The sequence below is a fragment of the Proteus sp. G2626 genome (genome assembly GCF_009915985.1).
GTDB lineage: Bacteria > Pseudomonadota > Gammaproteobacteria > Enterobacterales > Enterobacteriaceae > Proteus > Proteus vulgaris.
The window spans coordinates 706134-727742 of record NZ_JAABNH010000027.1 but is presented as its reverse complement, the minus strand read 5'-3'; the positions used below and the strand labels follow the sequence as shown (position 1 = coordinate 727742).

The 21609-nt window shown below is 39.7% G+C and carries 15 protein-coding genes and 2 pseudogenes; 14 read left to right on the top strand and 3 right to left on the bottom strand.

What is annotated here, in order from left to right; genetic code table 11:
- Positions 1 to 12: 12 nt before the first annotated feature.
- Genes GWJ05_RS15815 through GWJ05_RS15770 form a run of 9 tightly spaced genes read left to right on the top strand, consistent with a single transcriptional unit; the run spans position 13 to position 9056 of the window.
- Positions 13 to 1284: a P22 phage major capsid protein family protein gene (locus GWJ05_RS15815; protein WP_115065253.1), complete on the top strand. Its 1272-nt coding sequence runs from the start codon at positions 13 to 15 to the stop codon at positions 1282 to 1284.
- 53 nt (positions 1285 to 1337) lie between these two features.
- On the top strand, positions 1338 to 1529 hold the full coding sequence (locus GWJ05_RS15810) for a hypothetical protein (protein WP_161681495.1): 192 nt from the start codon (positions 1338 to 1340) through the stop codon (positions 1527 to 1529).
- Positions 1510 to 1992: a packaged DNA stabilization gp4 family protein gene (locus GWJ05_RS15805; RefSeq protein ID WP_161681494.1), complete on the top strand. Its 483-nt coding sequence runs from the start codon at positions 1510 to 1512 to the stop codon at positions 1990 to 1992. The genes GWJ05_RS15810 and GWJ05_RS15805 overlap by 20 nt, the downstream gene beginning before the upstream one ends.
- Positions 1964 to 3745 carry a packaged DNA stabilization protein gene (locus GWJ05_RS15795; RefSeq protein ID WP_237585134.1) on the top strand — a complete coding sequence of 594 codons (1782 nt, stop codon included), beginning with the start codon at positions 1964 to 1966 and terminating at the stop codon, positions 3743 to 3745. Before GWJ05_RS15805 ends, GWJ05_RS15795 begins: the two co-directional genes overlap by 29 nt.
- Positions 3745 to 4443, top strand: a complete 699-nt coding sequence (locus tag GWJ05_RS15790; RefSeq protein ID WP_161681493.1) for a phage tail protein — start codon at positions 3745 to 3747, stop codon at positions 4441 to 4443. Before GWJ05_RS15795 ends, GWJ05_RS15790 begins: the two co-directional genes overlap by 1 nt.
- Positions 4443 to 4904, top strand: a complete 462-nt coding sequence (locus tag GWJ05_RS15785) for a DUF2824 family protein (RefSeq protein WP_161681492.1) — start codon at positions 4443 to 4445, stop codon at positions 4902 to 4904. The genes GWJ05_RS15790 and GWJ05_RS15785 overlap by 1 nt, the downstream gene beginning before the upstream one ends.
- Positions 4898 to 5578, top strand: coding sequence for a DNA transfer protein (locus GWJ05_RS15780; protein ID WP_161681491.1), 681 nt, complete (start codon positions 4898 to 4900; stop codon positions 5576 to 5578). Before GWJ05_RS15785 ends, GWJ05_RS15780 begins: the two co-directional genes overlap by 7 nt.
- Positions 5578 to 7026 (top strand): phage DNA ejection protein, encoded by a 1449-nt coding sequence (locus GWJ05_RS15775; RefSeq protein ID WP_161681490.1) that lies wholly within the window; start codon positions 5578 to 5580, stop codon positions 7024 to 7026. Before GWJ05_RS15780 ends, GWJ05_RS15775 begins: the two co-directional genes overlap by 1 nt.
- Positions 7026 to 9056, top strand: coding sequence for a lytic transglycosylase domain-containing protein (locus tag GWJ05_RS15770; RefSeq protein WP_161681489.1), 2031 nt, complete (start codon positions 7026 to 7028; stop codon positions 9054 to 9056). Before GWJ05_RS15775 ends, GWJ05_RS15770 begins: the two co-directional genes overlap by 1 nt.
- Positions 9057 to 9078: 22 nt before the next feature.
- Here the strand turns inward: GWJ05_RS15770 and GWJ05_RS15765 are convergent, their stop codons facing one another.
- Positions 9079 to 10011, bottom strand: a complete 933-nt coding sequence (locus GWJ05_RS15765; protein ID WP_161681488.1) for a hypothetical protein — start codon at positions 10009 to 10011, stop codon at positions 9079 to 9081.
- 17 nt (positions 10012 to 10028) lie between these two features.
- Positions 10029 to 10280: an Arc family DNA-binding protein gene (locus GWJ05_RS15760; RefSeq protein WP_115065261.1), complete on the bottom strand. Its 252-nt coding sequence runs from the start codon at positions 10278 to 10280 to the stop codon at positions 10029 to 10031.
- Between the two features lie 109 nt (positions 10281 to 10389).
- Here GWJ05_RS15760 and GWJ05_RS18630 point away from each other — a divergent pair, with 109 nt between their 5' ends.
- The 4 genes and pseudogenes from GWJ05_RS18630 to fliZ all read left to right on the top strand — a co-directional run bounded on the left by GWJ05_RS18630 (position 10390) and on the right by fliZ (position 15166).
- A complete protein-coding gene (locus tag GWJ05_RS18630) occupies positions 10390 to 12396 on the top strand; it encodes a phage head-binding domain-containing protein (protein ID WP_237585133.1) in 2007 nt (668 codons plus the stop codon).
- 260 nt (positions 12397 to 12656) lie between these two features.
- Positions 12657 to 13412: pseudogene (locus GWJ05_RS18755) on the top strand (flagellin); the annotation flags it as partial.
- Positions 13413 to 13854: 442 nt separating this feature from the next.
- Positions 13855 to 14577 carry an RNA polymerase sigma factor FliA gene (locus GWJ05_RS15745; protein ID WP_036912728.1) on the top strand — a complete coding sequence of 241 codons (723 nt, stop codon included), beginning with the start codon at positions 13855 to 13857 and terminating at the stop codon, positions 14575 to 14577.
- Between the two features lie 58 nt (positions 14578 to 14635).
- A pseudogene (gene fliZ, locus GWJ05_RS15740) lies at positions 14636 to 15166 on the top strand (flagella biosynthesis regulatory protein FliZ).
- A 440-nt stretch (positions 15167 to 15606) separates the two neighbouring features.
- On the opposite strand, the gene putA reads toward fliZ, so the two are convergent.
- Positions 15607 to 19569, bottom strand: coding sequence for a trifunctional transcriptional regulator/proline dehydrogenase/L-glutamate gamma-semialdehyde dehydrogenase (putA, locus tag GWJ05_RS15735; RefSeq protein WP_161681487.1), 3963 nt, complete (start codon positions 19567 to 19569; stop codon positions 15607 to 15609).
- A 469-nt stretch (positions 19570 to 20038) separates the two neighbouring features.
- Here putA and putP point away from each other — a divergent pair, with 469 nt between their 5' ends.
- Complete coding sequence (gene putP / locus GWJ05_RS15730; protein WP_036935943.1) at positions 20039 to 21523, top strand: sodium/proline symporter PutP; 1485 nt, start codon at positions 20039 to 20041, stop codon at positions 21521 to 21523.
- Positions 21524 to 21609: the final 86 nt, after the last annotated feature.

Genomic DNA, 21609 nt, shown 5'->3' with positions numbered 1-21609 from the left:
AAGGTGTAAAACATGGCTAATAACTTAGATTCAAACGTAAGTCAGATTGTACTTAAAAAGTTTTTACCGGGCTTTATGTCCGACTTAGTTTTATGTAAGACAGTTGATCGCCAATTGCTGGCTGGAGAAATCAACTCAAGCACTGGCGAAAGTGTCAGCTTTAAGCGCCCGCATCAATTCAGCTCTGAGCGTACGGCTGATGGTGACATCACTGGTAAAGCAAAAAATGGTCTTATTTCAGGTAAGGCTACTGGTCGGGTTGGTAATTATATCACTGTCGCTGTTGAGTGGGCGCAAGTTGAAGAGGCGTTAAAGTTAAATCAGCTCGACCAAATCTTAGCACCAATTCATGCCCGAATGGTCACTGATCTTGAGACTGAATTAGCTCACTTCATGATGAATAATGGTGCATTGTCACTTGGTACGCCAAATTCGCCAATTGCTAAGTGGTCAGATGTTGCTCAAACAGCTACATTCCTGAAAGACATTGGAATTAAAGTTGGCGATAACTACGCAGTAATGGATCCGTGGTCTGCTCAACGTCTTGCTGATGCACAAACTGGCCTACATGCGTCTGACCAATTAGTGCGTACAGCGTGGGAAAATGCACAAATTCCTGGTAACTTTGGCGGTATTAAAGCCCTAATGTCAAATGGCTTGGCATCTCGTGAGCAAGGTGATTTTGGTGGAACACTGACTGTTAAAACAGCTCCAACAGTGGATTACACTGCTATTAAAGATTCCTATCAGTTCACCGTCACTCTTACTGGCGCAACAGCAAGCAAGACTGGATTCTTTAAGGCTGGTGATCAGGTTAAATTCACTGCAACACATTGGTTAAATCAGCAAAGCAAGCAAACTCTGTATAACGGTTCCACTGCTATCAGTTTCACTGCTACCGTTCTTGAAGATGCAAACTCTGATGGTACTGGTGATGTCACTGTTAAACTTTCTGGTGTTCCGGTGTATGACGCAGTAAACACACAGTACAACGCAGTTGATCGCAAAGTAGCAGCAGGTGATGAGGTTGTGGTGATCGGTACTGCTAAGCAGCAAATGAAGCCTAATCTATTCTTTAATAAAATGTTCTGTGGTTTGGGCACTATCCCACTGCCAAAATTACACAGCATTGATTCAGCAGTGGCCACATATGAAGGTTTCTCTATCCGTGTACACAAATATGCTGATGGTGATGCTAACAAGCAAATGATGCGTTTTGACTTGCTGCCTGCCTATGTGTGCTTCAACCCACACTTTGGCGGTCAGTTCTTCGGGAACGTCTAATATCCTCGTTGTTTATTTGGGGGCTTCGGCTCCCTTTTTTATTTGAGGTAAATATGGAACGTAAAAGCGTTTTCGCATGGGCTAACAATGAAAATGGTTATGTACAGGCTGTCATTGTGGCTAGTGATTTTCCTGCATTTAAGGAACTTGGCTTCGTCGCTTCGGTTGATGAGGTTGTTAAACCAGAGGTAAAGAAATCTAAGGCAACTAAGAAGGCAGAAACAAATGGCAGTGACACTGACTAAAGGTGAAATTGTTCTATTTGCGTTGCGCAAGGCTGGCGTTGCTTCCGATGCGACGCTAACTGATGCTGAGCCGCAATCGGTAGAGGATGGTATTCATGATCTAGAAGATATGATGTCCGAACTACAAATAACATTTGGTGATTTGGGTTATAAGTTTTCACTAGAAGATGAGCAACCAGCACCAGGTGATGATTCTGGCTTACCTCGCAAATACAAACAAGCTATCGGCTATCAATTGTTACTCAGAATATTAACTGATTACGGGCTAGAGACAACACCAAGACAAGAGGCATCAGCGTCTTCTTCTTATGATGCATTATTACTTGATACGCTTAAGGTTCCATCTATTGATAGGCGTGGGGATATGCCAGTTGGTCAAGGTAATAAATACACAGCTTTAGGCGTAGATAGCTATTACGTCGAAAGGGGGTTTAATGCCACAGGTAAAGATTCCTCTTGCTAGAGGTTTGCGAAAAGACCCGCACACAGCAGATTACATTGACGGTCTTCCAGTTAATATGTTGGCCACACCAAAAGAAGTATTAAATGCGTCCGGTTATTTGCGTTCGTTTCCTGCATTAGAAAAACGTCATAGTGTTGATGGTGTATCTCGTGGTGTTCAGTACAACACGAAAAACAACACGGTCTATCGAGTGTGTGGTAACAAGCTTTATCGTGGACAGAATGCCATTGCTGACATTCAAGGTGAAGATAGGGTTACTATGGCGCACTCTGGTTACAGTCAAGCAGTGGCGTCAGGCGGAAAGTTAAAACTCTATCGTTATGATGGTGAGGTTAAGGAGTTATCTAACTGGCCTGAGGAAAAGGTAATTACCGAAGGCTATAAACGCGACGTTAAAAAATGGACTCATAAAGACGGCAATGATGATTTCGTGCCACTCACAAAGGATGGTCTGGATGGGTTCTTAACGTTAAAAATCACGCCTAAAACTTCTGATGGTAAAACCGGTAATGAAATGCTTATTACTGAGCAGATGGTGGGCGTTAAATTATCTCAGCAGGAAGATGACGAGAAACCTTATCTTACTGACGTTCTGGTAGAAGGCATTAAGCGTGCTGGAGGTAAAATTACAGTCACGTATAAAATTAACCTTGCTAAATCCAGCGAACAAACAGCCAAAGACGTTACTGAATTTGTAATGACACAAGAAGTGTTAGAGGTAGTCGAAAAATATACTCAATACGAATTAGGTGATGTTGTTGACGTTGCTCGTAACCGAGGTCGTTACATTTGGTTACAGAAAGGCGGTGAAAGGTTCGGAGTTACTGATTTAGATGATGAGTCAAAGCCTGATAAATTCCGTCCATTTTACACCGCTGAATCTCAACCTGACGGCATTATTGCTATCGATTCTTGGCGTGACATGGTGCTTTGTTTTGGTTCATCAACTATCGAATACTTTACAATTACCGGCTCAACGAGTGCGTCGCAAGTAATATATGCGCCACAGCCATCTTACATGGTTCAGACAGGTATTGCTGGTCGTGATGCTAAGTGCAAGTTCGGTGAATCATTTGCGTTCATTAGTAACCCAGCTAACGGTGCGCCATCTGTCTATATCCTTGGCTCTGGTTCTGCTAGTCAAATATCTACCGCAAGCATTGATAAGATCATCCGTAGTTATACTTCAGACGAGTTGTCACTGGCAGTTCTTGAGACTATTCGCTTTGATGGTCATGAGTTACTCATTGTTCACTTACAACGTCACACGCTTTGCTTTGACGCAGCAGGAAGTCAGCAATATCCGCAATGGTGCATTCTAAAGTCTGGACTGTATGACGAAACCTATCGTGCAATTGATTTTATGTATGAAGGTAATCAGATCACTATCGCAGATAAAACCGAGGGGGTTATTGGCAATCTTGCTTTCAATAAATCATCTCAGTACGACAAGCAGGTAGAGCATATTCTATACACACCTATGGCTAAAGCCGATAACGCAAGGGTGTTCGATTTAGAGCTTGAGGCATCAACAGGCGTTGCTCAGATTGCCGATAAGTTATTTCTCTCTGCAACAACTGACGGCATTAACTTTGGTCGAGAGCAAATGATTGAACAAAACTCACCATTCCAATATGACCGCCGTGTGTTATGGCGACGAGTAGGAAGAGTGAGAAAGAACATAGGGTTTAAGGTTCGCGTTATTACTAAGTCGCCTGTAACACTGAGCGATCTATCGATGAGGGTTGAATAATGGCTAATGAAAACCTTTCTAACCCCATAGAGATTCAAGCCTCTTATATTGTTCCAAATATCCTGCCTGATAACTTTAGCGAAACCTATCGACGCATAGTCTTGAGTGGTGCTGATGACATGGCTAAGGTAGCTGGTCGTGCAAATGAGGCTGGCGCCGAAGCTTTTGATGCTCAAAAGAGGAATGATGATCAAGATATTATTCTTGAAGATCATGAGGAAAGGCTTGGTGATGCCGAACAAACAATTGTTGAGCATGGTATTCAGCTAGCGAATCATGAAGAGAGAATCACAAAAACAGAAGAGGATTTATCTAAGTTAGAGGTAAGAGTTCTTAACGTTGAGCAGGACATTGATGGGCTAAAAATAAAGATACAAGACCTTGATGGTCAAATATCTGAAATTAAAGTTGATTACGTTTCTCTCAGTAAAACAGAAAAACAGAAGCTTTTATCTCCTATCGATGTTTCAACATCCTACTCAGTAAACGGAACTAAAGTTGTCGGCACTCGTGTTACTGGCTTTACATCAGCAACAGGTACATCACTTAAGGGCTCGTTTAACGCTAACCAGTCCTACTCATTCAGCGCCGATTACACTCGCTCAGAAATGCAAACTCTAGCAAGTGGGTTGGTTGAGGCGAGGCAACGTATCAAGGCGCTTGAAGATGCGCTTCGATTACACGGATTAATAGACTAATGGAAATTAAAATTATTGATAATCCTATTCGACTATCTGAGTTTTTAAATGATAAGTCGAACACGGGAAATATCGTTGATAGCAATGATCAGTATTTCATTAAACCTGATGCGCTTTACTTGGGTATTTATGAGGGAGTTCTGTTGGTTGGTGTTTTCGAGGTGCGCAATTTTTGGCATACAGTTGTTGAGTGTCACGCCATCTTTGAGGCTGGGTTCCGTGGTAAGTACGCATTTGATGCACACAAATTATTCTGCAAATGGTTACTGGAAAACAGTCAATTCACTAACTCAGTAACTATGGTTCCTGATACCACAAAATATGGTCGCGTTATTGTGAAAATGCTTGGCGCTACTCGTGTCGGTCATTTAGATGATGCGTATATCAGTAACGGTAAATCAGTAGGTGTCACCATCTATCAACTAAAACGCGAACAGTACGAGGAGTTATTAAAATGCTGATTATTTCAGAGAAATTCAGAAACTCACTGCTACCAATGCATGGATATATGAAAGGTGGTGGTGATGGTGGTGCAGGCGCTCAAGCTGATGCGACTCGTGAAGCTACTGCGTTACAGCGTGAAATGTGGCAGACGAACATGCAAAACCTTGCACCGTTTACGCCACTCGCTCAACAGTATATTGGTCAATTGCAAAACTTATCTTCTTTAGAAGGTCAAGGACAAGCATTAAACCAATACTACAACTCTCAAGCATTTAACGATTTATCAAATCAAGCGCGTTATCAGCAATTAGCTGGAGCGGAAGCTACTGGTGGGTTAGGTTCGACAGCAACAAGCAATCAGCTTGCATCTATTGCCCCTACGCTTGGTCAAGGTTGGTTGGCTGACCAAATGAATAACTACCAGAACTTAGCCAACGTTGGGCTTGGTGCTTTGCAGGGTCAGGCTAGTGCTGGCCAAAACTACGCAAACAATATGGGGCAATTGCTACAACAAAATGCAAACGCTCAAGCGGCTATTGCTAATCGACCGTCATCTATGCAACAAGGAATGATGGGAGGTCTTGGTGGTGCTATGGCAGGCGCTCAACTAGGTAGCGTTGTTCCCGGTCTTGGTACTGCGTGGGGTGCTGGTATTGGCGCTGGTGTTGGTTTATTGGGAGGATTGTTCTAATGGCTACATGGCAACCATCAGTTAACTCAGGTGGCTTTCTTGGTTCGATAGGTCAATTTAATGACAACGCACCAAGAGCCAGTGATGCAAATCCTGTTATCAACTCAATTAATCAAAGCAATGAACTAGCTCGCTCTGGTGCTAATAATATGGGCTTACAAGCATTAAATGGACTTGTAGGTCTTGCTGGTATCTATCAGGAAAATAAAGCCAAAGAGCGACTAGGTGAATTCCAAAAAGCATGGGGTGAGGCATACGCAAATAGTGATCGTGATGGCATGAGGCAATTACTAGCGACTTATCCTGAATACGCTCAAGCTATCACTGGCGGTATGCAGGGTGTTTCTGCTGATGTTCGTGAATCTTTGGGTAACTTATCATCTGGCTATCGCAATGCGGTAATGAATGGTAATGCCACTGATTACGTTAGACAAAATGCAGATACATTTCGCCGCCTTGGTATTGACCCTGTGGAGGCGGTTTCTATTGCAGAGAAAGACCCTAAGGCGGCTGTACAGTTAGCAGATCACATTGGCATGTCATCACTTGGTATTGATGATTACTTTAACTTGCAAGATAAACAACTTGGCAGACAGATTGACCAAGGTCGTTTAGATGAGCAAATCAGAAGCAATCAAGCTGGTGAAGCACTAACAAGAGAAGGTCATCAGATACAGGTTCGTGGCCAGAACATCTCTGCTCAAAACTCGATGCGATCCGCTAGCTCAGCAGGAAGTAAGCCAGCGGCAGTTCAGGAGTATGAGTACATGATGACACTTTCACCCGAACAACGTAAACAGTTCCTATCATTAAAAGGCAAGTCGGGAACTGAAATGCAACAAGCTCAACTGTCTAACGGGCAGACTGTGATGATAGACCCCAATGCGCAAGGCGCTGGTGATTCCAAATATTACAAAGGTTTTGATGCGAATGGCAATGTGGTAACTATTCCAGTAAAAGCATTATCAAGCATTTCTCAGCCTGAAGGAATGGCTACAACCAATATGATGAGTTCTGATATGAAGAAGTTGCTTGATGCAGATGATAAAACCCTGTCTTCAATAACGGGCATTACTGGTGGTGCTGGCAAACTTCCTATCACATCGGACTATAGAACCAAACTAAACGATGATGAGACAAGAGACTTATATAATGCAGCTGAAAGGGTTTTAGGCAACATGCAAAATATGAGTATTGAAAAAGCAAAAGCAATGGGTGCCAGTGGCATTAATACTGTAGCTGAATTAGAGATATACAAGAAAGGATTGCCACAGCCTGACTTCTCCAGCCCAAGAGCCATACGTGAGACTTTAAAGGCAATCGAGCAATACAACAAGGACTTCAACTCTGGGAAAAATGCCAACTTAAGCGCACCAGCAAGTCAGAAACCAACACAACAAGCGCCTGCTAATAATCAAGGTGGGTATTCTAATCTCTGGGGTGGGTAATGGCTAAACCATGGAAAGAGGTGATCTCATCACCTGAGTATCAATCACTATCTAACGAACAAAAGGTATCAGCACAGGAGCAATATTTTAATGAAGTAGTTGCTCCTAATGTTGGCAATGATGTAGATAACGCAAGACAACAGTTTTATACGGCATACCCACTCCCTCAATCACAGCCAGAACAAGAAACCCAGCAACCACAGCCAGAAAACAGCTATATTGCTGGCATGAAACAAGCCAACCAGAACCTTTCACAAGGTTTACAACGATCATCTGAGGATGCTAAAGGTTTCCGTGAAAACGTAATAGATGCATTTACTGGTGAAAGCAAGATGACTCCCGAGGTTCAAGGACTTGAGGGGATCATGTCTTCGCCAGAAATGAACGCATTTAATACTGATGCAATGAAAGCGGCTTGGGTGCAAATGTTCGGTAATGATAACGACTTTGTAAAAGTTATCGGAAATATGGGCGGGCAAGTATCTCAAGATGAGAAAGGGAATTTACTAGTTGATTTACCTTCGGGTCGCTACGCATTAAACAAGCCCGGTTTGTCATCTGAAGATGTCATGCCATTTATCGCGAACGCAGTTGCATTCACTCCAGCGGCCAGAGCGCCAACAGTGTTAGGTGCTACTGCAAAATCAGCAGGTACAGATTTAGCTCTACAATCGTCTGTTAATATGGCAGGTGGTGGTGATATCAATCCATTGCAAACAGCTCTGTCAGCTGGTCTTGGAGGTGGGTTTAAAGCGGCAGAGAAGCTTGTTAATAGTGGTTATCGGGTAGCAACCGGTAAGCCAACTCAAGAGGCATCTGAGCTGTCAGAATTCGCTAAGCAGAATAATGTCCCTTTATACACGACTGACGTTGTTCCTCCGCAATCAAAAACTGGAAGATTAGCTCAAGGTGCCGCTGAAAACATTCCTTTTGCTGGTACGGCAGGTTTGCGATCAAATCAACAAGAGGCTAGGAGTAAACTTGTTCGTGATTTTGCAGACAGGTTTGGTGAGTACGATCCTAGCCAAGTTGTTGAAAGCTTGAAACGAAAAACTTCAACAATAAAACAGGCGGCGGGTGAAAGGCTGGAATCAATCCAGAATGCGTTATCCGGTGTACCTATCACACCTAACCGAGCAATAAATCAGATTGATAGCGAAATATCTAAATTATCTAAACTTGGTGAGGTTGCTGATACACAGACCATCTCAAAATTACAGTCTTACAGAAATGAACTTGCATCTGGTAATGTTGATATTTCTCAACTAAGAGACTTAAGAACTCAATTTAGACAGGACGTCAAGGGTGAGAGAATGGCTATGCCTAATCGCTCTGATGCCGCGATAAATAGAGTTTATAAAGCTATGTCTGATGATGCTGGTGATGCAATATCAACAAACTTAGGCGCTGATGCTTTGCGTAAGTATAACCAAGCCAATGCTATCTACGCAGATGAAGCTAATAAGATATTAAATACTAGACTGAAGAGCATCTTAACCAAAGGTGATTTGACGCCAGAGGTGGTTAACAATATTTTATTTAGCAAAAACAAATCTGAAATTAGAAGTTTGTATAACTCAGTTGACACCCGAGGCCGTGCTCAAATGAGGAACGCCATTATTGGTAAAGCAATTGAGAAAGCGGGTGATTCTCCTGATCAGTTCTTAAGGCAACTAAATATCATGTCAAACCAAACTGGAATAGCATTTAGAGGTCAAGAAGCTATTTATATAAATGGGTTGAAGAAGTATTTAGAAGCTACACGTCAAGCGTCAAAAGCTGGTGTCACAACGCCAACTGGTCAGCAAGCAATCCCATTCATACTTGGTTTAGGTGCGGCAATAAAACCATCAACGGCAATTGGCGCTGGAACTTATGGCGCACTAGCTCGCATTTATGAAAGCAAACCGGTTAGAGAAGCAGTGATGAGATTGGCAGGAACTCCAGCAGGAACAAGTAAGTTCGAAAAGGCAGTCTCTACAATCTCACAAAGTTTAAGTGCTGGTTCGCAATCTGAGGCTAGGAAATAAAAGGAAGGGCAATAGCCCTTCTTTACCAGATAAACTTAAACAAAAACAAGGCAATCAAAAATATTAACAGGTATGACATCACTCTAATATTTGAGTTTATAGATGTTAGCAAAACGGTATTTTCATATGTATTTCTATCTATAAGCTCAATTTTAGATGATACTTCCTTAATAATTTCATTGTTATCATCATCCACTTGATAATCATTTGTTTCTACTTCAGACATGTCGTTGCTATCATCATTTGTAGAAATATCTTTTGATAACAATGATATGTTTTTTAGCGCTACAAAGTTATCTCCCATGCAGGATGCGTCTATAACACATGTGGAAGGGGCGATTATTGCTGACATTCTATTAATAGTATCTGCATAGCCAAGGAAATAAATCGACACATAAATGGTATTGTTACCATTCTCAACCCCTGTAAAGATATTAGAAAATATTTCTGAGCTTACAGGCAATAGTATCTCAAGAGAGTCATTCCCTTCCTTTATTGAATACTCTCTTTCTTCTCTTTTATCATCAAAGTAACAATGACCTACAATGTTGCTCATTGCTTTTTCAGGGTTGGATTCTTTTAGTATCAGATGTATTGATTTTGGTTTTACTGCTAGCATTTCATCATTAAAGTTAGATAGGCAATACAGGTTATCAGAAAGGGAATCTGTGTCTATTTCAACTCTTATTTGCTTTGATGTTGACTCTTCAGAATCAAAAAGAGACTCAAAATACTTACGAGATTCAGAGTGTTTTTCATTGAATTTCTTTAATTCACTTTCAATAAATTTTTTAGATGATACAGAGTGATTTGTAATTGCTGACACAAGCTTTGATTTCATATGCACTGATGTTATGCAATATTCAAAGTCAGGATAATTTTGTTCTTCACTTGCGTTTTCTGGGCTACTAAGTCCATTTTTATGTGGAACTAAAGTTTTATCACTAAATATCATCACCACAGCCTCACTGTTTATTTTTTATCATTATATAGTTTAACTAATGTATCGAACACCACCTTTTTAACTTCTTCTGCTTGGTGATTTGCTAGTTTTTCAGCATCACTTCTATACCCAACTACTGATGAAGGAGTTGATAAATAAATATCAATTATGTGAACAAGCTCAGAGTTCAAAGATCTACCATTCATCTTTGCTCTTTGTTTTAGCTTCTCTTTTGTTTCAGCAGTAAGTCGTAGATTGAACTGCGTATCTTCTCTTGCCATTTGTCTCACCCTATTTTTTGGTGGACAAACATAATATAACCTACTGTATTTATTCACAATAAGACCACGGTGATATCATTGCCGTGACTACTCACGCTTGGAGAAAGCAATGTCAGATATTATCCCTAATGTCGTCGTGTCAATGCCGTCACAATTATTCACTCTCGCAAGGAAATTCCAAGCGGCGAGTAATGGTAAAATTTACATTGGAAAAGTTGATACCGACCCAACACTACCAGAAAACCAAATTCAGGTTTATTTAGAGAGCGAAGATGGATCTCACATTCCAGTTCCTCAGCCATTAATTATCAATCAGGCTGGATTTCCTGTTTACAATGGTCAGATTGCTAAGTTCGTGACAGTTGAAGGCCATAGCATGGCTGTGTACGACAGTTACGGAGCACAGCAATTCTATTATCCTAACGTATTGAAATATGATCCTGACCAATTGAGGGCTGAAATAGGTATTATCCATCGTAGATTTAAATCTATAAATGACGCTATTAATGACATCAGTTTGAAAATTAGAGATAGGGTATCAGTCGAGAATTACTACGAAAATGGGAATTCTGGTGAATTATTTTTTACGGTTGTTGAGTCAGGATCTGGTGTTGAAGATGGCGGTAAATTTATCAATTTGCATAACGGTTTGCAATTGAGGCAAAACATAAAGATGCCGTGCGATCCTCGTGCGTGGGGTGCGGTTGGTGATGGAGAAATTAGCAATGCAACAAAAGATACGAAAGGCCTACAGGGGGCGATAAATTACGGCTCAGTTTATGTTAATGATGGTAAGTATTTTATTAATAAAACAACAAAAATAACAAGTAATAATGGCGTTAATTCTAGTCGTGGAGCTGTTCTTCATTACATCAACGAAGTCGGTGAGTGTATTTACATAAATAATGGAAATAATGAGATTGCTGATACTGAATTTAGAGTGCGCATCATTGACGGCGGAAAAGATAGAACAAATTCATGGTCAGTAGTATGTGAAAAAGTTACTAGATCAGTTATTGATTTTGAAATAATTCCAGACACCAAGGAGTACGCCAATAACTATGGTTCATTATCAGAAGATGAAAAACTAGACTTGAAATTTGGTTTGCATCTGGCTGGCATATCTTATACGAATTCAGTTATATCACATATTTATGAGGGAACCATAAGAGTTGATTACTCAGATAATAGTATTATATGGCCATGTGTTGTTTGGTCAAACAATCGGCGCCATTCAATAGTATTAAATGCCGCCAGTACTTTGATTAGTGAAGTTCAAATTGTTCCTGGAATGGATGCTGGTATTTACTCAGAACTTAACGATGTTACCCACACTCAGGTTTTAAATAACTATTTTGATGGCAATACCAGACTTGTGTCTGTAATTCCAACTGGAACGCCAATAAAGCTCAAAGGAAATTTAAGAAGAAGTCTAATTAACGATAATAGATTTTTCATTTCAGCGACTGAAAGTATCAATATTAGCGGTAGTCTACAGAGTTCAACAATCAACTCTAATTTCTTTTCTAATGGTGACTCTGCTGACACTGGTGCTGGTGATATTATCATAAATCACTCAACAGGTAGTAGTATTGTAGGGAACACATTCTTTAGAAATAGCGTGGCGGAGAAAACAGGAAAAGCAAGAATTAAACAACCTCAAGCGCCTATTACAATAAAAACATCTCAAGAATATGATGAGCCAACAATAATTACAGGGAATGGGTTACAAGGAAATAATTTTTATGCCGATTCATCTTATCCAGAAGTGAGTTCTATTCTAACAAAAAACAATCACAGAAGGATTAATAATAAAGGAACATTTAGCAGTTATTACTCTGATAACCAAGATTTAAAATGTTACAAAATATCTTTAACAAAGTCACAACTGGATAATTTGCAAACAAGTGAGTTATATACCGATTCTTTATACGCACTTGGTATTACAGGGCAACCGGATCTCAATTCTGGATATGTTAAAACAACAATAGTTCAAGATAGTGCTAATCTGAAGCCTCAAAAATATGGTAAACAAGAGATCATGGTTGAAAAAAATATGTCGGTATATTTGCGAACTATGATTAATGGTGTTTGGGGGCAATTTAGAATGATGTGAAATTTGTTAATAGCTAACAGATCTGATTAGTTTTTGGAGAGTATAGCAGGGTGTGGAATTAAAAATGAGGAGGTGTGACATACTGTGTCGAGATTGTGACACAATATATGTGAAATGATGGTAAAAATGATTAAATTCTGCAAAGTCAAAATTTGCTGGCTGGCATGGATAGTGGCTTTGTAGGCTAAATAGCGTTAATCAATACTTTCACATCATCCGACATTAAATCTATTCAGGAAGAAGTGAATCAACGTACCGCAGAAATTAATCGTATCTCAGAACAAACACAATTTAATGGCGTAAAAGTGTTAAGCGAAGACAGTACATTAAATTTACAAGTGGGTGCGCATGATAAAGAACAAATCAGTGTTGCTCTGAAAAAAATGGATGCGACTACATTAGGTATTGATAAATTGGATTTATCAGTAAAAAGCAAAATTGGTTCTAAAGCAACCAACGTGGAAGTGACTCCAACAGGGGGTACAACACTACCTAAAGAAATGCAACAGCTTAATACTCAAGCGCTAGATGACAAAGTTACACAAGGTACAATTAAAAGCTATAATATTTATTATGTAAAAGGTGCCGATGGTAAAGACGATAAATCAAAACTTATCGTACAAACTGTAGATACAAAAGGCGTTGAAGGTTACTTCAATGCAATGGTAACCTCAGGTGCCACAGGCGATAAAGCAACAGTGGATGTTACTACAACAGCGGTAGCAGGTTTAGATATAGTTAATGAACAACCATTATCAACACTAGATAAAGCATTATCTCAAGTTGATAGCTTACGCAGTGCCATGGGTGCTGTGCAAAACCGTTTAGATTCTACCATTGCTAATTTAGGCAACACTGTTAATAATCTGACCGCATCACGTAGCCGTATAGAAGATGCCGATTATGCGACAGAAGTGTCTAATATGAGTAAAGGTCAAATACTGCAACAAGCAGGCACTTCTGTATTAGCGCAAGCAAACCAAATGCCTCAAAACGTATTATCACTGCTTCGTTAATTTCAATCTTAAATAATCCTCAAATGACACCCATTACATTATTCTGTAGTGGGTGTTTTATCATCAAAACAATCGTTTTTTTAATTAATCATTTATGAGTATTCCAACTCATGAATTAGACGCTAAAATCCCACAAAATAAAATACTATGATTTATATGTTATTTTTTTATGAACAGAATGCACATTCAATGCATCAATTTCTTTTAATGAGATAAATTATCAATTTAATTAACGGTTTTTCCAAGGATTAGCAGTGGATGTTTTAAGGTAAAGTAGTTCTCGTAATGCAATGACAAATTAATTTATCAATGAAAACCCGATTATTGCTAAAAATTTGGCATAGGTGAAAAAGAGACGCTTTTGCTTCACTGTTCAGCCGATTGCTAAATTTATTTCGCCAGATAATGGTTTCCGGTCTTTTATCCAAAGGTGTCTTTTGTTGTGAGTGATTTGTATACCGCCGAAGGCGTGATGGACAAAAATAGCCTCTGGGAGCGATATGTCCCGTTGGTTCGCCATGAAGCATTACGATTACAGGTCAAGTTACCTGCGAGTGTTGAATTGGATGATCTTTTGCAAGCGGGTGGAATTGGGTTATTAAACGCCGTTGAGCGTTATGACTCAATGCAAGGCGCTGCCTTTACCACTTATGCTGTTCAACGTATCCGTGGCTCTATGTTAGATGAGCTACGCAGTCGAGATTGGGCGCCACGCAGTGTGCGTCGCAATGCAAGAGAAGTGACTCATTCTATTCATCAACTTGAGCAGGATCTAGGACGACCACCATTAGAACAGGAAGTTGCTGATCATTTGCAGATTGAGTTAGCAGAATACCGGCAGATCCTATTGGATACGAATAACAGCCAATTGTTCTCTTATGACGAATGGCATGAAATTTACGGTGAAAGCTGTGAGCCGTCTCAAGACGAAGATCATGATGACAATCCGCTACAGATGTTATTAGAAAGTGATATTCGCCAAAGAGTCATAGACGCGATAGAATTGCTTCCCGAAAGGGAAAAAATGGTTCTTACCCTGTATTATCAGGAAGAACTTAATTTGAAAGAAATAGGCGCAGTGCTTAATGTCGGGGAATCCCGCGTGAGCCAGCTACACAGCCAGGCCATAAAAAGGTTGCGAGCACGCTTAAACCCAGAGAAATAGAAGTTTTGCTTATTTTTGTTTTTGTTTATTAAGACTACAACACAGGGCTTTATCTCTTATGTCTGTTTCAACACAAAAGAAACGGCCGCTAAGCCGTTACATTAAAGACTATAAACACAGCCAGACTCATTGTTTACATTGCCACAAGGCGCTTGATCGGATCTCTCTCGTATTCAATCGCCAAGTTATCAATAAAGAAGCCATTTCTGAAATGACGGATTTAATTGATGATGAAACGTGGGAAACGTTACAAGAGAAGTTCTCTGCGCTATGCCGTTTTTGTAGTGAGATTTACTGTAATAGTGAAACTGACTACTTTGACATTATGTCTTTTAAGCAGTATTTGTTTGAACAAACGGAGATGAGCCACAGTACTGTTCGTGAGTATGTGGTTCGTTTACGTCGGCTCGATGAATTACTGACTTCAACTAATTTTCCTCGTCAAGAGTTTACGACGGAGAAAATTCAGTAAGACCTGAGTAAAAAGCTCACTCCCTCTGCATTTAGTAACTACAATATTGCACTACGTAAGTACGAGCAATATCTCGACTGGTGTCAAGAGCCATCATCGATCAGTAGTAGTCACTAATTGCGTTCAAGAGAGACCTTAAAAGGAGTAGCTTAGCCTACTCCTTTTTTCTTTTGACTTAATTCAACATCCTTTCTGTTTTTTCTTGCTTCATCTTTGTTTTTTCTATTTTTTATCGATGTATTAAATACAATATTGTGTTGATGGTATGACAACAATAAGTAAAAAAAACGCCCCGGAGGGCGTAACTTTTAAGGTATACATAAAGATATAATTCAATCAACTTCTAGGCTTTGGTTGACTTGGTAATCAGTATATTTACTAAATAGATTGTCGGCGATAGATAAAGATTAAAAGAGTGAGAACAATCACAGCATTGAAACTACTATCATCTTAGTTATTTCTTTAGAAATAATAATTTAACAAAAGAAAAAACCACCTTTAAGAAAATGATATTTAAAGGTGGCCTCAAAATAACAAGAGAAAAAGAGGAGTGTTAATTAACTAATAGTCATTAAACTCGCATTACCACCTGCGGCCGCAGTATTAATGCTTAATGCTCTTTCATGTAGTAAACGTTCTAACAATAAGCCCGTATCACCTCGTGAAAATCCTTGAACAGAGATGATTGCGCCTTTACGTTGTGCAATTTTCTGACAAGTTTCACGTAACTGATCACTATCACCATGATAAATTACTGCATTAATTTTCAATCGATCATCTGTCCAGTTTTCAGTAAGCGTAATTGTTTTTCTGACAATATCAGGTAATTCACGGTATGTTTTCTGTGAGAATGAGCTATTGGCGACAATAGCATGACAACCCGAAGCAAGCACACCTGCAATTTGGGTTAATACATCTTGTTCATTATCTGAAATACACAGTACATTGCCGCAAGGAACTAGTTGGTAAGTATTACGTTCACCCGTAGGACCGGGTAATACTCGTAAGGTCCCCGTTTGTGATGCAAGTGCGTATTTCTTTAAGGCATCGTAATGCACTTTTTCCGTTTTGTTTTCAAGCCATTCCATATACTTATTATAAGTTTGTAAGTTACGCATGGATGTATCAATAGGGTATTTTTCATCTTGGTGCGCGAGTGTTTGTGTTGCCGCATTTTCGGGGCGTTTTGATAATAGGCGATACAGATAAACCGGGCCACCTGCTTTCGGGCCTGTACCAGATAATCCTTCACCACCAAAAGGTTGAACGCCAACGACTGCACCGACCATATTACGATTAACATATAAATTACCTACTTTGGCATTTGAGGCCACATAAGCAATAGTTTCATCAATACGTGTATGGACACCCATTGTTAAGCCATAGCCTGTTGCATTAATTTCTTCAAGTAATGCAGGTAAATCTTGGCTTGCGTAGCGCACAACGTGTAATACAGGACCAAAAATTTCTTTTTTTAGTGAACTGACTTTATCTAACTCAATTAAAGTAGGTTGAACAAAGGTACTGTTATTTTCAAGTTGTTTTGGCAGACTATTGTGTGAAGCTTGATAAATCTCGTGGCCTTCAGCGCGCATTGTTTTAATATGCTTTTCAATGCCAGTTTTTGCATCTTTATCAATAACTGGACCAATATCAGTCGATAATAAACTCGGATCACCTATCATCGCTTGCGCCATTGCACCTTTAAGCATCTCGATAGTGTGGTCAGCCACTTCTTCTTGAATACATAAAAGACGCAATGCAGAACAACGTTGACCGGCACTATCATAAGCTGAAGCCATAACATCCGTAACAACCTGCTCGGTTAATGCGGAGGAGTCAACAATCATTGCATTTAAACCACCCGTTTCTGCAATTAAAGGCACTGGACGGCCTTCGCTGTCTAACCGACCTGCTAAGGTTTTTTGTAAAATATGAGCAACATCCGTTGAACCTGTAAACATTACGCCACGTACACGCTCATCAGCCACTAAACGTGCACCAATGGTTTCTCCTTGACCGGGTAAAAGTTGTAATGCAAAGCGAGGAATACCTGCTTGATGGAAGAGTTCTACTGCTTTTGAGGCAATTAGCGGTGTTTGCTCTGCCGGTTTAGCCAGTACAGTATTACCCGCAGCTAAAGCAGCTGCAATCTGCCCACTAAATATGGCTAATGGGAAGTTCCAAGGGCTGATACAAACCACAGGCCCTAAAGGTCGATGTGTATTGTTATCAAAATCATGCGTAACTTGTGCTGCGTAGTAATAGAGAAAATCAATGGCTTCACGGACTTCAGCAATGGCGTTACTGTAAGTTTTCCCCGCCTCACGAACTAAAACGCCCATGAGAGGTCCCATTTGTTGTTCCATTAATTCCGCAGTTCGGATCAAGAATAATGCTCTTTGCGCTGGGGGGGTTGCAAACCAGATTTCACCCTTTTCCTGAGCAATGGTTAAAGCAAAATCTACTTCAGCTTCTGTAGCTTCTCGTACAGTACCCACTGTATCAGCATGATTTGCAGGGTTTAAAATAGATTGAGTTTCTTGAGTAGTTTCTGAAGAGTTATAGGTATCACCTAACAACGGTTCACAATGTCTATTTTCAGAGGCTGAGGTTAATAATGCACTAGAGAGTGATGCCAAACGGTGCTCATTTGACATATCAATACCGGGTGAATTTTTACGTTCATCACCATAAAGTTGATGAGGGAGTGGAATTTTAGGATGCGAAAGCCCAATTTGGCCTTCTGTTTGCGCCATTCTATTCACTTCTTTTACGGGATCAGCAACTAATTCATCGAGGGAAATTGTGTTATCTGCGATTCGGTTTACAAATGAGGTGTTAGCCCCATTTTCAAGCAAGCGACGCACTAAATAGGCAAGTAATGTTTCATGCGTTCCTACAGGGGCATAAATACGACAAGGGCGACCTAATTTTCCATCAACAATTTTACCCACAACTTGCGCATAAAGCGGTTCTCCCATACCGTGTAAACATTGGAATTCATATTGTCCTGGGTAATAGTTTTGTCCTGCCAAATGGTAAATTGCAGAAAGGGTGTGTGCGTTATGTGTTGCAAATTGAGGATAAATAAAGTGTGGAGATGCAAGTAGTTTCTTTGCACAAGCAAGATAAGAAACATCGGTATACACTTTGCGAGTATAAACAGGATAATCTTCAAGGCCATCAATTTGAGCGCGTTTCACTTCGCTATCCCAATAGGCGCCTTTAACTAAACGAACCATCAAGCGGCGACGACTCCGACGTGCTAAATCAATGACATAATCAATGACTAATGGACAACGTTTTTGGTAAGCTTGAATAACGAAGCCAATTCCATTCCAACCCGCTAATTCAGGTTCAAAACAGAGTTTTTCAAGTAGATCGAGTGAAATCTCAAGTCTATCTGCTTCTTCTGCATCAATATTAATACCGATATCATATTGTTTTGCTTGTAATGTTAATGAGAGCAGGCGAGGGTAAAGCTCTGACATAACACGTTCATATTGTGCACGACTGTAGCGAGGGTGTAATGCCGAAAGCTTGATAGATATTCCTGGGCCTTCATAAATACCTCTACCATTAGACGCTTTACCAATGGCGTGGATAGCTTGCTGATAAGAAACTAAATAATCTTGTGCGTCTTTTTCTGTTAATGCTGCTTCTCCTAACATGTCATAAGAGTAGCTAAAGCCTTTTTCTTCAAGTTTGCGTGCATTTGCGAGTGCTTGAGAAATAGTCTCACCTGTAACGAATTGCTCCCCCATTAAACGCATGGCCATATCAACGCCTTTACGCACTAATGGCTCACCACTTTTGGTCAAGATGCGATTCAAAGAGTTAGAGAGTTTTTCTTCATTATGAGTCGAAACTAATTTACCTGTGAATAATAAGCCCCACGTTGCAGCATTCACAAACATCGATTGGCTTTGTCCTAAGTGTGAGCGCCAATTTCCATGACTAATTTTGTCACGAATAAGAGCATCACGCGTGGCTTTATCTGGAATACGCAGTAATGCTTCCGCTAAACACATCAAAGCTACACCTTCTTGTGAGGAAAGTGAAAACTCTTGTAATAGACCTTGTACGAGCCCTGATCGCCCAATGCCGTTTTTTTGTTTACGAAGTTTTTCAGCAATGGAATAGGCTAATTTATGTGTTGCTTGAGCTTCATTTTCAGGTAATGTCGCTTGTTGCAATAACATAGGAACAGCCTGTATTTCAGGCATACGATATGCAGATGTAATGGCGGAGCGTAAAACAGATTGCGGGTGAATATGTTCAGCAAACTCTAAGAAAGGCTGATAATGATTCGTTGGTGTTTCAGTGTCTTCGTTAATATCTTGTTCATCAAATGTGGTATTGCCAATATTCACCTGATTATTTTCAATTTGTTCAAGATAGTTGAAGATGGCTTGCTTAATTAACCAATGCGATGTTCTATCTAATTTCTGTGCAGCCTCTTTTAATCTATTGCGGGTTTCTTCATCAAGTCTAACACCCATTGTTGTGCTACTCATGCAGTGCTCCTCATATTCTATTTCTAATTCACAAGTACAGTTACCCGTTATTTTTATTAATATCATTCATGTTGCAACTTTGTGCAACATTGTTAACAATTTATTTATAAATAATGTGAAAGTAGTCAGGTTTTATGAGTGATTAAAATAGTGTAATTTGTTTTATTTTTAATATTTAATTATAAATCAATAAATTATATTTATTTTATTGATATTTGCATTTATAATGCAACCTCGAATTAAGACAAATAGTGTGAAGTCATAAACAAAATTTAAACATTAAAACGTTAATTTCTTGTTAAATGCGGTTAACCTATTCTAGGATTGATGTGAATGACTTATCTGTTGCTGTAAGAAATTATTTTAATTAAAAACTGAAAAGATCATTAATGCGCAACGAAGTGCAACGTTCCTGTACAAGTCAAAAGCATATCGATGATCGGAAACAGATTTATGGAGAACTGCAATTATGGCCTTAACTTCGCCAATGCTAATTACATTTACTATTTATATTCTGGGTATGCTTTTTATTGGTTATCTAGCCTATCGTTCAACCAAAAATTTTGATGACTATATTTTAGGGGGACGACGGTTAGGGAGTTTTGTTACTGCTCTTTCAGCGGGTGCCTCTGATATGAGTGGGTGGCTATTAATGGGGCTACCCGGTGTGGTTTTTTTTGCGGGTATTTCTGAAAGTTGGATAGCTATCGGCTTATGTTTAGGTGCATGGCTAAACTGGCGTTTAGTTGCAGGTCGTTTACGTTTACAAACTGAAAAAAATAATAATGCATTAACATTACCAGATTATCTGACATCGCGTTTTGATGATAAAAGCAAAATGTTGCGTATTGTCTCAGCATTAGTGATCCTTACTTTTTTTACCATCTATTGTGCGTCAGGTGTGGTTGCTGGTGGAATGCTGTTTGAGTCAACCTTCCATATTCCTTATCATGAAGCAATGATTTATGGTGCGCTTGCAACCATTGCTTATACTTTTTTAGGTGGTTTTCTGGCGGTAAGTTGGACTGATACTGTTCAGGCCACATTAATGATTTTTGCCCTGATCTTAACGCCTATTATTGTTATTTTCTCTGTTGGTGGCATTGATACCTCTATTGCAATTATTAAAGCCAAAGATCCTTCTTACCTTGATATGTTCAAAGGACTTGATTTTATCGCTATTATCTCTTTATTAGCGTGGGGATTAGGTTATTTTGGGCAACCCCATATTCTTGCTCGTTTTATGGCCGCTGATTCTAATCAAACTATTCGTAAAGCACGTCGTATAGGGATGACATGGATGATCCTTTGCTTAGGAGGAACGGTTGCTGTTGGATTCTTTGGTATTGCTTACTTTGAAATGAATCCTGCACAAGCAGGTGGTGTAACAGCGAAAAATGAACGCATTTTTATGGAGCTAGCTTCACTGCTCTTTAATCCATGGATTGCCGGTATTTTACTGTCAGCAATTTTAGCCGCCGTAATGAGTACATTAAGCTGTCAGTTATTAGTGTGTGCTAGTGCGTTAACAGAAGATTTATACAAGCCTTTCATTCGTAAAAGTGCAAGTCAAAAAGAGCTGGTTTGGGTAGGGCGTGGTATGGTGTTGCTCGTTGCAATTATTGCAATTTTCTTAGCACGTGATCCTAATAATAAAGTTCTTGATTTAGTTAGTAATGCATGGGCAGGATTTGGTGCCGCTTTTGGCCCAGTTATTCTTATCTCTGTGATGTGGAAGCGTATGACGCGTAATGGTGCTTTTGCTGGGATGCTGATTGGTGCTTTAACCGTATTAGTGTGGATGCAATATAAATGGTTTGGATTATATGAAATTATTCCCGGTTTTGTTTTTGCGTCTATCGCGATTGTTGTTATCAGCTTAATGGGAGAAGTGCCAAGTAAGGCGAATCAACAACGTTTTGATGAAGCAGAAACTCAATATCGTAATACGTAATAACTCAGAGACTTAATATAAAATTCAGTATAAGTTAGATTGGAGGTCACTGAAGACAATAAAGTGACCTTTATTTTTTGATAACA

Excerpts from the sequence above, each read along its gene's own strand:
- GWJ05_RS15815 (WP_115065253.1), top strand. The coding sequence starts at position 13 with ATGGCTAATAACTTAGATTCAAACGTAAGTCAGATTGTACTTAAAAAG.
- GWJ05_RS15810 (WP_161681495.1), top strand. The coding sequence starts at position 1,338 with ATGGAACGTAAAAGCGTTTTCGCATGGGCTAACAATGAAAATGGTTAT.
- GWJ05_RS15805 (WP_161681494.1), top strand. The coding sequence starts at position 1,510 with ATGGCAGTGACACTGACTAAAGGTGAAATTGTTCTATTTGCGTTGCGC.
- GWJ05_RS15795 (WP_237585134.1), top strand. The coding sequence starts at position 1,964 with ATGCCACAGGTAAAGATTCCTCTTGCTAGAGGTTTGCGAAAAGACCCG.
- GWJ05_RS15790 (WP_161681493.1), top strand. The coding sequence starts at position 3,745 with ATGGCTAATGAAAACCTTTCTAACCCCATAGAGATTCAAGCCTCTTAT.
- GWJ05_RS15785 (WP_161681492.1), top strand. The coding sequence starts at position 4,443 with ATGGAAATTAAAATTATTGATAATCCTATTCGACTATCTGAGTTTTTA.
- GWJ05_RS15780 (WP_161681491.1), top strand. The coding sequence starts at position 4,898 with ATGCTGATTATTTCAGAGAAATTCAGAAACTCACTGCTACCAATGCAT.
- GWJ05_RS15775 (WP_161681490.1), top strand. The coding sequence starts at position 5,578 with ATGGCTACATGGCAACCATCAGTTAACTCAGGTGGCTTTCTTGGTTCG.
- GWJ05_RS15770 (WP_161681489.1), top strand. The coding sequence starts at position 7,026 with ATGGCTAAACCATGGAAAGAGGTGATCTCATCACCTGAGTATCAATCA.
- GWJ05_RS15765 (WP_161681488.1), bottom strand. The coding sequence starts at position 10,011 with ATGATATTTAGTGATAAAACTTTAGTTCCACATAAAAATGGACTTAGT.
- GWJ05_RS15760 (WP_115065261.1), bottom strand. The coding sequence starts at position 10,280 with ATGGCAAGAGAAGATACGCAGTTCAATCTACGACTTACTGCTGAAACA.
- GWJ05_RS18630 (WP_237585133.1), top strand. The coding sequence starts at position 10,390 with ATGTCAGATATTATCCCTAATGTCGTCGTGTCAATGCCGTCACAATTA.
- putA (WP_161681487.1), bottom strand. The coding sequence starts at position 19,569 with ATGAGTAGCACAACAATGGGTGTTAGACTTGATGAAGAAACCCGCAAT.
- putP (WP_036935943.1), top strand. The coding sequence starts at position 20,039 with ATGGCCTTAACTTCGCCAATGCTAATTACATTTACTATTTATATTCTG.